We start from the raw sequence: 13,088 nt of genomic DNA, 5'->3' as shown, positions 1-13,088 counted from the left end.
CGCCACGCCCGTCATCACCACGGCCACCCTCGTCTTCCCCACGGCCACCCCCGACTCGCCTCGCCAAGGGGGCCGCCGATGAACACGGTCACGCTGGCCTCCCCCCTCGCCCTCGTGCTCGGCTCCGCCCTGCTCATAGGCGTCGGCCTCTGTGTCTTCCGTCTGCTGTGGGTGTTCCTCGGCATCGGTGTGCGTGCCGTGTGGCTGGGGCTCGGGCCCTGGCAGACAGGGCGGAGCGATCGGCGCGTGCCGGTCGTCGGAAAGGGCGAGCCAGCTCAACTCGGATACTGGTGGCGGCAGATGTGGGTGGACGCCGTCTCGGCCGCCGGATACGGGATGCGGGTCGTGTGGACCGCGTTCTCCGACCCGTGGATGGGCCGGTTCGTACGGAACCTCTTCCACGGGCGTCGCCCGTCGGGCATCCGCGGCAGCTCACCCGGCTCCCGCTTCTGGATGGTCGTGTTCGTCGCCCCCGGCGTCGCCCTGGGCGCGCTGCTCGGTGCCTCACTCGCCACCGTCGTCCTCGGCGTCGTCCACGCCGTGTTCGCCCTGCTGCTCGGCCTGGTGTGGCTGGGCTGCGCGACGGCCGTGCCGGTGCTGCGGGGTGCGGAGCGCGGGTGGCTGCTGGTGCGGCGGGTGCGCGTCAAGTGCCCGTACCCCGGCTGCTACCAGCCCGTCCCGCTGGCCGTGCACCGCTGCCCCACCTGCCGGGCCGAGCATCGCGGGCTGCGGCCGGGACGGTACGGCGTCCTGTGGCACGCGTGCGCGTGCGGGCACCGGCTGCCGACGACCCGGTTCGGGGGCCGCGGGAAGGTGACCGCGCTGTGCCCGCACTGCGACCGGCCGCTGCCGGAGACGGCCGGCACCACGCGCGTGGTGCACGCGCCGCTGGTCGGCGGGACCTCGTCCGGCAAGACCATGCTGATGGCGGCGATGGTGGAGGGTCTGCACGCCTGGGCGCGGCGCGGCGATCTGACCATCGAGTACGCCTCCGCCGACGACCGCCGTACGGCAGGCGACCTCAACCAGGAGCTGAAGCAGACCGGTTGGGCCCATGCCACGACCGGTGGCCAGCCACGCGCCCTGATGCTGACCGTGGGACGCGGGCGGCGGCGCAGGCTGCTCTACCTGTACGACCCGATGGGTGAGTCGGTGAGCGACGCCGAACGTGTGCGCGCCCAGCACTACCTGGCACACACCGACGGTGTGGTCCTGGTCGCCGACGTCCTGGCCGAACCCAAGGTGCGCGGGCAGTTGAGCGCCGACGACGCCCAGCGGGCCAAGGCGGCCCGTCCCTCGCCGCAGGGCCCCTGGGAGACGTACCAGCGGCTGATCGGCGAGCTGACGGCGCTGGCCGGCCGGCGTGGGCGGCTGTCGGTGGCGACGGTCGTCACCAAGCGCGACGTGCTGGACCAGCTGGGCTCGCTGCCCGTGGCCGGCGCGCGCATCGACAGCTGGCTGGAGGAGATCGGCCTGGGCAACCTGGTCCGGGCCCTCGGGCACGACTCCAGGTCGGCGCGTTACTGGGCCGTCAGCGCGCACGCCGCCACCGGCACCGGCCCACTGGAACCCGAGCAGCGCAGGGCCGCCGAGCCGGTGCTGTGGCTGCTCGCGGCCTCGGGGCTGAAGACCGGGGCGCTGATCGGACCCGCCGACCAGGGCGAGGGGAGGTAGGCCCGGCATGACCCAGGTGACCCGACCGATCGGGCGTGGACGGCGCATGGCGGCAGGGCTGTTCGTCGCCTCGCTCGTCCTGACGGCCGCCGCCCTGGCCCTGCTCGCCCTGTGGCTGCTGCCCTGATCCCCGACTTCTGACGGACCACCCGACCATGTGACGGACCACCCAACCACCGGAAAGGACAAGCCAAGTGAGCGACATTCCCGGCGGGCCCATGGCCAACCGGCCGGTCCACTTCATCTGGCTGCTCGACTGCTCGTACTCGATGCAGGGCGAGAAGATCGCCAGACTCAACTACGCGATCAGGGAAGCGATTCCCGAGATGCGTTCCGTGGCCCACGACAACCCGGCCGCCCAACTGCTGCTGCGCACCATCACCTTCTCCACCACGGCCCAGTGGCACCACCCGACGCCGGTCCCGGTCGACGACTTCACCTGGCAGGACGTCGAGGTGGACGGCATGACCAACCTCGGTGAGGCGCTGTCCCTGGTCTCGCGGGAGCTGCAGAGCCCGCCGATGCCGCAGCGGGCGCTGAAGCCGGTGCTGGCGCTGGTGTCGGACGGGGTGCCCACGGACGACTGGAAGGCGGGCCTGAAGGCGATCGACGCGACGCCGTGGGGCCGTAAGGCGGTGCGGGTCGCCATCGCGATCGGCGCCGACGCGGACCGCTCGGTGCTCCAGGAGTTCCTCGGCAACCCCGAGCTGCAGCCGCTGGACGCCAACAGCCCCAAGCAGTTGGCGGCCGCGATCCGCTGGGCGTCGACGGCGGCCGTGAAGGCGGCCTCGCAGCAGGTGGCGGCCCCGGCGGATTCGGGCGCCGTGAAGCAGCCGTACGCGCCGCCGGTGCTCGACGACGATGACGACGACGTGTGGTGACGCTCGGGGTGCGGCGCTGGGAGACGCTCGGCGACAGCGTCCAGGGAGTCAACAAGCGGCACAACCAGGACTGGTACGCCTGTGAGGGCACCGGCGGCGGTGACGATCCGCTGGTGCTGGCGGTCGCCGACGGGCACGGCTCGGCCAAGTACGCGCGCAGCGGGCTCGGTGCGCGGTTCGCCGTGGACCGGTTCCTGCTGCGGGCGGCCGAGTTCGGGCGGGCCGCCCGGGACTGCCATGAGCCGGGGCGGCTGGCCCGGCTCATGACGTACGCCCGGGACGACTTCCCGCGTGCCCTGGTGCACGACTGGCGGGAGGCGGCCCTCGGTCACTGGGCCCGCAACCGTTCGGTCGCCGACGAGGGGGCGCGGGAGCCGGAGCAGGACGAGAAGCTGGTGCTGTACGGCACGACGCTGATCGGCGCGGTGCTCACGCCGTGGCTGTTCGTGGCGTGGCAGATCGGCGACGGGGATCTGGCGGTCGTCGAGCACGACGGGGTGCTGCGCCGGCCGCTGGCGCCCGCCGAGGAGGACCTGGGCGACGAGACGGAGTCGCTGTGCGGTCCGCAGGCCTGGCGTGCGGTGCGGACGCACTGGGCGCCGGTGTTCGACGAGGCGCGGACACCGCGGCTGGTGGTGCTGTCGACGGACGGGCTGTCGAAGAGCTTCGCCTCGGCGGACGGGTACCGGGAGTTCGTGGCGGGCTTGGACGACCGGCTGACGGCCGAGGGCAGCGAGGGTGTGCGTTCCGCGCTGCCCGAGTGGCTGCGGCAGGCCTCGCAGTACTCCGGGGACGACACGACGCTCGCGGCGGCGCTGCGCCCGGTCGGCCCGGTGCCCGCGGACGCCGGGGCCATGGAAACGGAACGGAAGACGGAGACGTAGAAGATGAGCGGCATGCTCGACAGCGGGACGCGGCTGACCGCGGAGAACGGCGACGAGGTCGAGATCATCGACATGCTGGGGGCCGGCGGGCAGGGCGAGGTGTACCGGGTGCGGACGCCCGGCGGGGACAAGGCGCTCAAGTGGTACTACCCCACGTGCGCCACGCCCGAGCAGGAGGCGATCGTCAAGGAGCTGGTGAGCCGGGACTTCGACGACGACCGGTTCCTGTGGCCGGAGGCGTACGTCAGCGCGCACCGGGGTTCGTTCGGCTATCTGATGGCACTGCGCCCCGATCGCTTCAAAGGGCTGCCGGATTTGTTCCGGCGCCAACTGCGCACCACGACACGGGCGTTGCTGACGGCGTGCCTGTACACGGTGGAGGCGTACCAGGCGCTGCACTCGCGCGGTATCGCCTACCGGGACATCTCCTGGGGCAACGTCTTCTTCGACCCGGCCACCGGTGAGGTGCTGGTCTGCGACAACGACAACGCGGTCGTGGAGGGCGACGTCAGCGGTATCTCGGGGACGATGAAGTTCATGGCGCCGGAGCTGGTGCGCGCCGAGCCGGGTGCGCGGCCGGGCACCCAGTCCGATCTGCACTCGCTGGCCGTGCTGCTGTTCATGCTGCTGATGAACCATCACCCGCTCGAGGGCAGGCGCGAGTTGGGCATCCACTGCTTCGACGAGGCGGCGGAGAAGCGGCTGTACGGCAAGAGTCCGCTGTTCGTCTTCGACCCGGCGGACGACTCCAACGCGCCCGACCCGATGGAGCACACGACCGTGCTGGCGACGTGGGACGCGGCGGTGGGGACGCTCCAGGAGCTGTTCCGCCGCAGCTTCACGATCGGGCTGCACGACCCGGCGGCCCGGGTGCGGGAGACCGAGTGGCGCAACGCGCTGCGGGCGGTGCTGGACTCGGTGGTCGAGTGCGCGTCCTGCGGGCGGCAGAACATGACGGAGCCGGGCGAGAACCCGCCGTCGCGTGGCTGCTGGGGGTGCGGGGCCCAGCTGGTGCTGCCGCCCCGGCTGACGGTGACCACTCCTCCGCCGCGCGCCCAGCACCACATCCGGCTGCGCCGCGCGGCCCGCGTCCAGGCCCATCATCTGCTGCCGGAGCCGACGCGGCACGACTTCTCGGACGCCTCCCTCGTCGCGGAGCTGGTCGAACACCCCAGCAAGCCGGGCCGCTTCGGCATCAAGAACCACTCGAAGGACACCTGGACGGGCACCCGCTCCGACGGCACCCCGCAGCAGATCGGCCCCGGCCAGACGGTCCCCCTGCGCTCGGGCCTGGAGCTGGACCTCGGAAGCGGGGTGCGGGCGGTCGTACGGGCCAAGTGACCTGGTGGTGCGCCCCACAGCCTCCTGTGGGGCGCACCCCTGTCACAGTCCGAGCACGCGCCCGATCTCCTGGGCCAGGGCCAGGCTGCCGCTGCCCGCCGCCACGCCGATGCCGATGGTCTCCAGGGCGGAGCGGATGCGGCCGCCGTTGGCGGGACGGCCGTCCTGTCCAGCGTCGGCCAGCTCGCCCTGGATGATCTGTGCCTGCGGGACAAGCGCCGGGTTGTCGGTGCGCAGCCGCTCGACGAGCTGCTCCGCGAGGCGGACGACCGCGGCCGGGTCGGCGCCGTTGTTGATCTCGATACGTCCGTGGTCGCCGATGTTGGCCGGACCGTTGATGTTGCGGATGTTGTACGTGCCCATGTCCCGTCTCCTGTGATGTGCGCGGTTCAGGGCTTGGCCGGAGGCGCCCCGCCGCCGCCCTGGGGCCCTGAAGGACCGCTCCCCTGTTGCCCGTTGTTGTTGATCTGGCCCTGGTTGCCGAGGTTGCTGTTGCTGACGTTCTCGATGTTGTAGGTCTGGTTGCTGATGATCTGCTGCGCCTTGTCGAACGAGCTCGTGTCGACGTTGTGGTCCTGGAGGAACTTCTCGGTCGCGGTCAGCACGCCCTGCTGGAGCCGGAACAGGAAGTCCTGCGAGTCGATGCGCTCGGCGTAGCCCGCCTCGTCCCAGTCGGCGTGGCGCTCGCGCAGGCTGTCGAGGGCGCCGTAGTCGTAGATCGCGTGCTGGTCGGTGATGTCGCGGCGCGCCTTCTTCAGGAACCGCGCTTCGGCCCGGCGTCGGCGTCCCCGCTCGCGGATGCGGCCGAGGGCGCCACTGAGTTCGGGCCAGGTGCGGGTGGTGGCGTACGAGACGAGGCTCCACCAGCGGTCGAAGGGGGCGACCGGCAGCCGGTCCACCCGGTGGAAGCGCCCGCTCAGCGGGGGTATCGCGTAGGCGGCGACCTCCCAGGTGAGGCTGGGCTGGTTGAGGATCGCCCGCAGGTACAGGGAGACGATGAGCCGCCCGCCCTCTCCGACCCGTTCCAGGCAGAGGTGGGTCCGCATGCCCGCGCCCGGGTTCAGCAGGCCGGCCTGGACGAGCTGCTTGGGGAGCTGGGCGCGCGGCCGGCGGGTGCGGTCGGGTACCAGCTCGCCGAGCATGTAGGCGTTGCTGCCGAGGACGTAGAGCCGGTTCCTGGCCCGCAGTCCGTCCAGGCCGGAGATGCCCTCCATGTGGCGGGCCACGTAGGTGTGGAGGTCGACGGCGTCGAAGGGCTTCATGGGGAGCTTGCCGCCGGTCGGTGCCTCGGCGGGCTTGCTCACGTCGATGGGCTGCCAGACGACTTCCTTGATCTTGCTGCCGCTGCCGACGAACGGGTTGGTGAGGGCGGCCGCGTCGGCGTACGGCAGGACGTTGGCCCGCTTGAGGTCCTGCAGCCAGGCCTCGGCCTCCGGCTCGACGGGCGGGGCGAGCTTCTCGGCCTTGTCGGGGTTGCGGAGCACCTGCTGCGCCCTCGCGCGGGCCTGGGACTGTGCGCGGTGGACCAGCCACCAGCAGGCCGCGAGGATGCCGAGGGGGCCGTACAGCCCGACCTGAGCGACCGAACCGTTGCCGCTGGTGAGCCCCGACAGGCCGACCAGCAGGGCGATCAGCAACGCCAGCCCCAGCCAGGCCAGTTGCCGGTCCAGTGCCTCGCGCCGCCGGACGGCCACGCGCGCGTGCCGGGCGAGGGCCACGTAGTTGACGCCGAGGGTCAACCCGATGGCGCGCAGCCCGTCCCCGGTGAGATCCCGGTCGACCTCGAAGGCGAAGTCGTCATCCACGTGAACCGACGCACACAGCCGCCGGGTCACCCCGTCCTTGCGGTACTGCGGCAACGACGGTAACCCTCTGCCCGCCACGGCGACCTGCCCTTCCTGCTGTTCTCGCGCGCTTCACCATAGGGACAACGCCCGCCATTTGTCCCGGAGTTCGGGCGAGTCGCCCGCAGTGGTTCAGCGCGCCGCGCGGACCGCGTCGTCGGCCAGTCGCACCAATTCCCCCACCTGCATCGATCCCGCCGCGCGCCGCTCGCGCGCGAAGGCGTCGGCGAGGTACTGGAGGAGCTCGTTGAGCGGGGTCGGTACGCCGTGCAGGCGGCCCAGCAGAGCGATCTCGCCGTTGAGGTAGTCGGCCTCGATGGTGCCGGTGCCGCGGATGAGGGACTGCCAGGAGGAGCCGCCGCCGCGCGGGGCGCCGTCGAGGGCGACCTGGGACACCTTGTCGCCCCGTGCCGCCTGCTGTTCCTCGGCGGTCGCGTAGGCGATCCCGGCGGCGTCGAGGACGGCCGCGCCCTCGGCCCGCACGCGCCGGAAGAGCGCCGCGCCCTCCTCGCTGTCGACGGGGCCGGTCACCGCTTCCAGGGCGTTGCCGAGGTTGGCCAGCAGCTTGGCGTACTGCCAGCGGGCCACGTCCGGCACGACCGGCGCCTCGAAGTGGGACTTCTCCAGGTCGGCGGCGACGAGGCGGGCGGTCTCGTCGGTGCCGTGCGGGTGGCGGTCGGGGCCTGTCCAGGCGGGCCCCAGGTGCAGAATGCCGGTGAGGGGGTGGCCGGCGGCGGAGACGACGCCGGGTTCGACGTACGTCGACGGCAGCCAGACGCAGACGCCGTACACGCGCCGGAAGAGCCGCAGGGCGAGGCGCTGGCTCTCGACGCCGTTCTGCATGCAGAACAGCGGCAGGCGTTGGGCGGCCGTACCGCCGCCGGCGACCGGTACGGCCGCCCACGTCTGCAGGGCCGCCACGCTGTCCTGCGTCTTGACCGCGAGGATCAGCACGTCGTCGGGGCGCAGTTCACCGAGCGCGGCCGGCCCGTCGACGACCGGCAGCCGACGGGTCAGCTCGCCCTCCGGCACCCGCAGCCGCAGCCCGCTCTCCCGCAGCGCCTCGAAGTGCGCGCCCCGCGCGACCAGTACGACCTCGTGTCCCGAGCCCGCGAGCCGCCCGCCGACGACCCCGCCGATCGCCCCTGCCCCGATGATGATGTAGCGCATGGGAGGAGCCTCGCACAGCTGTGTGTAGGTGCCATGAACGGGTCGGGGCCGACCCGCTCGCCCCGCTCGTCGTGTGTTGTGACGGTGCTCGTCAGAGGCTGCGCGCGGTGATGTCGCCGTAGGCGGTGGTCGCGTGGATGTCCAGCCGGGCGGCGGCACCGTCGGTGTTCACCAGCGTGTTGCGGATACGGCCGTAGGAGGTGCCGGCGTCCAGGGACGCGCAGACTCCGCGGGCGGCACCGACCGAGATCTCGCCGTGCTCGGTGCGCAGCGTGACCGTGCCGCGCACGGCCTCGGTGATGCGGATGTCGCCCTTCTGGGTGCCGATCTCGCCGGGGCCGCCCAGCCGGCCGACCGAGATGTCACCGGCGAGGAGGGTGAGGCGGGCACTGTCGGTCTCGTCGAGCTTGACCGAGCCGTGCGCGCTGTCGAGGACGACGTCGCCGAGGCGTCCGACGCCCCGGAATTCGGCGGCGGCTGCCTTCGCCTCGACGTGGGAGCCGGCGGGCAGCTGGATGGTCACGTCGACGGATCCGGAGGGGCCGAGGATCTGGTTCTTCACCGGGACCTCGATCCGCAGGACACCGTCGCCGTATTCGACCCTGGTCTGCTCCGCGGCCTTCACGTCGCGGTCCGTCGAGGCGTCCGCGGGGAGGACCTCGACGGTGGTGTCGGCCCGGTCGGCGGCGATGAACCGGATGCGTCCGGCGGGAATGCCGAGGACGGCGGAGATCGGGGCGGGGGTGTCGAACTTCTGCATCGTGCTCTCCTTCGACTCACTGTTTCTGATGACGGAAAAGCTACGTTGCATTCAAAGATCCTTCAACTCATTCATTGCGCAGAATCGGCATCAGTGCAGGTCGCTGCCGATAAATCGTTGCAATGGATAGCGAGCTAACGCAACATCAGTCACTCGTTCATTGCAATGGATCGGGAATGAACGCTATGCTGACGACACCAGGGAGCACGAAGGAGACCGCCGATGCCGGGAGGCAGACTCACCCAGCAGGACCGCCAGCAGATCGCGCTGGGACTGGCCGACGGCCTCGCCTACGCCGAGATCGCCAGACGTCTCGACCGCCCGACCTCGACGGTCACACGCGAGGTGATGCGCAACGGCGGCCCCACCGCCTACCGCGCCGAGGCGGCCCACCGTGCCACCGAACGCCGCGCCCACCGACGCAGGCAGTCCGCGCCCCGCGGGCCGCAGGCGCCCGAACAGGCCTACGGGCGCGACGCCGAGGCCGTGCACGAGTACGAGGAGACGTTCACCACCGTCATGACGGCTTCGGGCATGCCCACGATGCCGGCCCGGGTGATGGCCTGCCTCACCCTCACCGACTCCGGCAGCCTGACCGCGTCCGAACTCGTTCAGCGCCTCCGGGTCAGCCCGGCGTCCGTCTCCAAAGCGATCGCGTTCCTGGAGAGCCAGGGCATGGTCCGCCGCGAACAGGGCGAAGGCCGTCGCGAGCGCTACGTCGTCGACGACGACGTCTGGTACCAGTCGATGATGGCCAGCTCCCGCGCCATCGCCCAACTCGTCGAGACCGCACGGCAGGGCGTCCGCGTCTTCGTCTCCGGCACCCCGGCCGCCACCCGCCTGGAGAACATCGCCCGCTTCCTCGACTTCGTCTCCGAGAGCACCGCCCGCGCCGCGGAACAGGCCCGCGAGATCCTCCGCATGAAACCCGACACGACCTCCGGCGGCGCTGCCCCGTCACGCCGGGATCCGATCAGGGAGTGAACGGCGTTCCCTGGTGGAACCACATCTGCCAGCCGTCGTCGGTCCGCCGCCACAGTGAACTGCGGTGCGCGTACTGGCCGTCGTACACCGTGTCGAAGGTGAGGTGGACGACGTCGGGGGCGAGCCGGACGCCCTGGAACTCGGACGTGACGACATAGCGGTCCGCCACGTCAGTCTGCGCGGGCAGGCGGGACACGGTCGACTCCCCGTCCCAGCGCCGCCCCGACGAACCGAACTCGTGGAACTCGGGGTGCAGCAGCGCCCCGAGCAGCTCGGGCGAGCGGCGGACCTCGGGGTCGAGCAGCCTCAACTCCCCCTCGATGGCGGCCTGTACGGCGGAATCAGGTTCGGTCACCTGTCATCTCCACGAGTTTCACGACGGTGTTCCAGTTACGGCTGGTGGCGATCAAACCCTTGTTGAACCGAGGCCGCGACAGGATTTCGGCGAGCTTGGAGCGGCCGAGGCCGTTCGGGGCGTACAGGTACAGCGCGCGGTCGCCGAGGCGGAACTCCTCCGGGAGGTGGGCGGCCCGGTCGATCTCCGCGAAGCGGTCGGCGTCGACCGGGGCGGAGAAGTAGGTGACATGGAGCTGCTTGGGCTCCAACTCTGCTGCTGGGAAGGGGCAGTTGTCGGCGATCGCCCGGAGGTAGGCGTGGTCGCGCACGATCACGTCCACGGCGAAGCCGAAGTGCTTCTCGATCGCCGCCGCGAGTTCCGCGGCCAGGGACTCCTCGTCGCCGCGATCGGCGGTGAAGACCACCTGACCGCTCTGCAGATAGGTGCGTACGCCGTCGTGGCCGAGGCCGGTCAGCAGGGTGCGCAGGTCGGCCATCGGGACCTTCCTGCTGCCGCCCACGTTGATTCCGCGCAGGAGTGCCGCATACGTCGTCGTCATTCGGCCACCCTAAGGCGACCCTCTGACACCGGCGCGGCTGTCGTGCCCCGTGGGGGTGGGCACGACAGCCGCCCGGACCCGTAAGTTACTTACCAGTCAGCACGAGCACAACCACTTTCGCCCTGACCGGCGTCCCCGACACCGCCGGATAGATGTAAGGGACCCCCATCCTCCCCAGTGGGGAGAGCCCGGGGGCCGAGGGGATGAGTTCCGGCCGCCGCACTTCACCGGGCAGCACGACGAGATGCCTTTATCCAGCTCATACCTTCGAAGCGAAAGGAGGCGGCAGGGGGCCGCCACCGCGACCAAGGGGGCAAGCCCGTCATGGGGAACGGAGACACACGCGTGCGGGGCATCGCCGCCCGCGCAGGCGGCTGGAGCGCCCGCCATCGATGGGCGGCCGTCGGCATCTGGGTGCTGTTCGTCGTCCTGGCGATGGGGCTCGGTTCGGCGGCGGGCCGGGTCGACGTCAAGGACAGCGACCAGCTGAAGGGCGAGACACACACCGCGGCCAGGATCATCGAGGACGCGGGAATCGAGGAGCCGGCCAGTGAGACCGTCCTGATCCAGGCGAAGGACGGCGGCCTCAAGGCCACGGACGCCGAGTTCAGGTCGGCCGTCACCGCGGTCGTGAAGGCGGTCGAGGACACCGGCAAGGTCACGGACGTGACGTCGCCCTACGACACACAGACGATCTCCAAGGACGGCCGCAGCGCGCTGGTGCAGTTCGACATGCGCGGCGAGTCGGACACCGCGGGCGAGCGCGTGGAGCCCGTGCTGAAGGCCGTCGAGGACGTCCAGAAGGACCATGAATCGCTGCGGATCGAGGAGATCGGCAGCGCGAGCATGATGAAGACGTTCGACGACGCGTTCGGGGACGACTTCCAGAAGGCCGAGTACTCCGCGGTGCCGGTGGCCCTCGGCATTCTGCTCATCGCCTTCGGCGCGCTGGTGGCGGCCCTGCTGCCGGTGCTGCTGTCGATCACCGCGATCATGGCGACGATGGGCCTGATGGGCGTTGTCAGCCATGTGATGCCGATGACGGACGCCGCGAGCTCCGTGATGCTGCTGGTCGGCCTGGCCGTCGGCGTCGACTACTGCCTGTTCTATCTGCGCCGTGAGCGCGAGGAGCGCCAGGCCGGCCGGGACGCGCAAACCGCCCTGCGGGTGGCCGCCGCCACCAGCGGCCGCGCGATCATCGTCTCCGGTGTCACGGTGTGCGTGGCGATGGCGGGCATGCTGTTCACGGGTCTCGCCGAGTTCGAGGCGATGGGTCTGGCCTCGCTGATGGTCGTGGCGGTCGCCATGGTCGGGTCGGTGACGGTGCTGCCGGCGCTGCTGTCGCTGCTGGGCGAGCGGGTCGAGAAGGGCAAGATCCCCTTCTTGCACCCGGAGAGCAAGCTGCGCCGCAATCGGGGCGGCGCAAACCGTGAGAGCCGGTTCTGGACGGCCGTCCTCAAGGGCGTGCTCGCGCGGCCGGTGATCTCGGTCCTCGTCGCGGCCGGTGCGCTCCTCGCCATCGCGGCTCCCGCGGTCGGCATGAAGACGCAGAACCTCACGCTGGACCAGGAATTCGGCGACTCGCTGCCCATCGTGCAGACGTACAACCGGATCAACGAGGCCTTCCCGGGCGGCTCCGAGCCGGCCGAGGTGGTCGTCAGGGCGAACGACATCAACGCTCCCGAGGTGAAGTCCGCGCTCGCCGACTTCCGTGAGCGGGCGATCAGTTCGGGCGCCTCGCGCGGACCGGTCGACATCAAGCTGCACGACGAGCAGAACATCGCCTTCGTGTACGTCCCGCTGGTCGGCGGCTCCGACCTCGACAAGGCGGGCGCGAGCCTGGACAAGCTGCGTGACGAGGTGCGGCCGGCCACACTCGGCAAGGTGGACGGCGTCGAGGCGCCGATCACCGGGCAGGTCGCCGGTTCGAAGGACTTCAACGACCAGCTGGCCGGAGCGGTCATCCCGGTCTTCGCGTTCGTCGTGGTCTTCGCCTTCGGCCTGATGCTGCTGTCGTTCCGCTCGCTGACCGTCGCGATCACGTCGATCGTGCTGAACCTGCTGTCGGTGGGCGCGGCGTACGGCATCCTCGTCGCCGTCTTCCAGCACGGCTGGGGCGCCTCCCTGGTGGGCGCGGAGGGCGTCGGCGCCATCATCACCTGGCTGCCGCTGTTCCTCTTCGTGATCCTGTTCGGCCTGTCCATGGACTACCACGTGTTCGTGGTCTCGCGGATCCGCGAGGCACGGCTGCGCGGCCGTACGACGAAGGACGCGATCCAGCACGGCGTGGTCACCACGGCCGGTGTCGTCACCAGCGCCGCGGTCATCATGGTCGCCGTGTTCGCGATCTTCGGGACGCTGTCGATGCAGTCCATGAAGCAGATGGGCGTCGGCCTCGCGGCCGCGGTGCTCATCGACGCGACGATCATCCGGGGCGTGCTGCTCCCGGCGGTGATGGCGCTGCTGGGCGAGCGCAACTGGTACCTGCCGAAGTGGCTGAACCGCCTGCCGGACCTGACGCACGACGAGGCGCCCGAGGCCGTGACGCGCGGGACGGCCCGGGAGGACGAGGGCGAGCGGGTGCCGGTCTGACGCCGCCTGCCCGACGAGCGGGGCCCGTTGACTCTCGGGGGAGTCAACGGGCCCTGTCCTTT

The 13,088-nt window shown here is 71.0% G+C and carries 12 protein-coding genes; 6 read left to right on the top strand and 6 right to left on the bottom strand.

Going from position 1 to position 13,088, the window contains the following annotated elements; all coding sequences use genetic code 11:
* Nucleotides 1-78 precede the first annotated feature (78 nt).
* From EJ357_RS36420 to EJ357_RS36405, 4 genes are all read left to right on the top strand, one after another.
* Nucleotides 79-1,674 carry a TRAFAC clade GTPase domain-containing protein gene (locus EJ357_RS36420; RefSeq protein WP_126395927.1) on the top strand — a complete coding sequence of 532 codons (1,596 nt, stop codon included), beginning with the start codon at nt 79-81 and terminating at the stop codon, nt 1,672-1,674.
* 218 nt (nt 1,675-1,892) lie between these two features.
* Entirely contained in the window at nt 1,893-2,555 is a 663-nt protein-coding gene (locus EJ357_RS36415) for a vWA domain-containing protein (protein ID WP_126400487.1), read from the top strand.
* On the top strand, nt 2,549-3,439 hold the full coding sequence (locus tag EJ357_RS36410) for a PP2C family serine/threonine-protein phosphatase (protein ID WP_126395926.1): 891 nt from the start codon (nt 2,549-2,551) through the stop codon (nt 3,437-3,439). The genes EJ357_RS36415 and EJ357_RS36410 overlap by 7 nt, the downstream gene beginning before the upstream one ends.
* A gap of 3 nt (nt 3,440-3,442) precedes the next feature.
* Nucleotides 3,443-4,780, top strand: coding sequence for a protein kinase domain-containing protein (locus EJ357_RS36405; protein WP_126395925.1), 1,338 nt, complete (start codon nt 3,443-3,445; stop codon nt 4,778-4,780).
* A gap of 42 nt (nt 4,781-4,822) precedes the next feature.
* Here EJ357_RS36405 and EJ357_RS36400 read toward each other — a convergent pair whose 3' ends face one another.
* The 4 genes from EJ357_RS36400 to EJ357_RS36385 form a co-directional block, all read right to left on the bottom strand.
* A complete protein-coding gene (locus tag EJ357_RS36400) occupies nt 4,823-5,143 on the bottom strand; it encodes a hypothetical protein (protein WP_126395924.1) in 321 nt (106 codons plus the stop codon).
* 26 nt (nt 5,144-5,169) lie between these two features.
* Nucleotides 5,170-6,585 carry a hypothetical protein gene (locus EJ357_RS36395; RefSeq protein ID WP_323377646.1) on the bottom strand — a complete coding sequence of 472 codons (1,416 nt, stop codon included), beginning with the start codon at nt 6,583-6,585 and terminating at the stop codon, nt 5,170-5,172.
* A gap of 171 nt (nt 6,586-6,756) precedes the next feature.
* On the bottom strand, nt 6,757-7,794 hold the full coding sequence (locus EJ357_RS36390) for a ketopantoate reductase family protein (RefSeq protein WP_126395922.1): 1,038 nt from the start codon (nt 7,792-7,794) through the stop codon (nt 6,757-6,759).
* A 91-nt stretch (nt 7,795-7,885) separates the two neighbouring features.
* Entirely contained in the window at nt 7,886-8,554 is a 669-nt protein-coding gene (locus EJ357_RS36385; protein WP_126395921.1) for a DUF4097 family beta strand repeat-containing protein, read from the bottom strand.
* Between the two features lie 222 nt (nt 8,555-8,776).
* On the opposite strand from EJ357_RS36385, the gene EJ357_RS36380 reads away from it, so the two are divergent.
* Nucleotides 8,777-9,538, top strand: coding sequence for a GbsR/MarR family transcriptional regulator (locus tag EJ357_RS36380; RefSeq protein WP_126395920.1), 762 nt, complete (start codon nt 8,777-8,779; stop codon nt 9,536-9,538).
* Here EJ357_RS36380 and EJ357_RS36375 read toward each other — a convergent pair.
* Together EJ357_RS36375 and EJ357_RS36370 are read right to left on the bottom strand one after the other, a co-directional pair.
* Nucleotides 9,528-9,893: a nuclear transport factor 2 family protein gene (locus EJ357_RS36375; protein ID WP_126395919.1), complete on the bottom strand. Its 366-nt coding sequence runs from the start codon at nt 9,891-9,893 to the stop codon at nt 9,528-9,530. The genes EJ357_RS36380 and EJ357_RS36375 overlap by 11 nt on opposite strands.
* Nucleotides 9,880-10,434 (bottom strand): DUF1697 domain-containing protein, encoded by a 555-nt coding sequence (locus EJ357_RS36370; protein WP_126395918.1) that lies wholly within the window; start codon nt 10,432-10,434, stop codon nt 9,880-9,882. The genes EJ357_RS36375 and EJ357_RS36370 overlap by 14 nt, the downstream gene beginning before the upstream one ends.
* 324 nt (nt 10,435-10,758) lie before the next feature.
* Here EJ357_RS36370 and EJ357_RS36365 point away from each other — a divergent pair, with 324 nt between their 5' ends.
* Nucleotides 10,759-13,026, top strand: coding sequence for an MMPL family transporter (locus EJ357_RS36365; protein WP_126395917.1), 2,268 nt, complete (start codon nt 10,759-10,761; stop codon nt 13,024-13,026).
* Nucleotides 13,027-13,088: the final 62 nt, after the last annotated feature.

This window comes from Streptomyces cyaneochromogenes (assembly GCF_003963535.1).
GTDB lineage: Bacteria > Actinomycetota > Actinomycetes > Streptomycetales > Streptomycetaceae > Streptomyces > Streptomyces shaanxiensis.
The sequence above is the reverse complement of the archived record's forward strand: the minus strand, read 5'-3'. Positions and strand labels throughout refer to the sequence as shown.

Excerpts from the sequence above, each read along its gene's own strand:
- EJ357_RS36385 (WP_126395921.1), bottom strand. The coding sequence starts at position 8,554 with ATGCAGAAGTTCGACACCCCCGCCCCGATCTCCGCCGTCCTCGGCATT.
- EJ357_RS36390 (WP_126395922.1), bottom strand. The coding sequence starts at position 7,794 with ATGCGCTACATCATCATCGGGGCAGGGGCGATCGGCGGGGTCGTCGGC.
- EJ357_RS36400 (WP_126395924.1), bottom strand. The coding sequence starts at position 5,143 with ATGGGCACGTACAACATCCGCAACATCAACGGTCCGGCCAACATCGGC.
- EJ357_RS36370 (WP_126395918.1), bottom strand. The coding sequence starts at position 10,434 with ATGACGACGACGTATGCGGCACTCCTGCGCGGAATCAACGTGGGCGGC.
- EJ357_RS36380 (WP_126395920.1), top strand. The coding sequence starts at position 8,777 with ATGCCGGGAGGCAGACTCACCCAGCAGGACCGCCAGCAGATCGCGCTG.
- EJ357_RS36420 (WP_126395927.1), top strand. The coding sequence starts at position 79 with ATGAACACGGTCACGCTGGCCTCCCCCCTCGCCCTCGTGCTCGGCTCC.
- EJ357_RS36405 (WP_126395925.1), top strand. The coding sequence starts at position 3,443 with ATGAGCGGCATGCTCGACAGCGGGACGCGGCTGACCGCGGAGAACGGC.
- EJ357_RS36415 (WP_126400487.1), top strand. The coding sequence starts at position 1,893 with ATGGCCAACCGGCCGGTCCACTTCATCTGGCTGCTCGACTGCTCGTAC.
- EJ357_RS36365 (WP_126395917.1), top strand. The coding sequence starts at position 10,759 with ATGGGGAACGGAGACACACGCGTGCGGGGCATCGCCGCCCGCGCAGGC.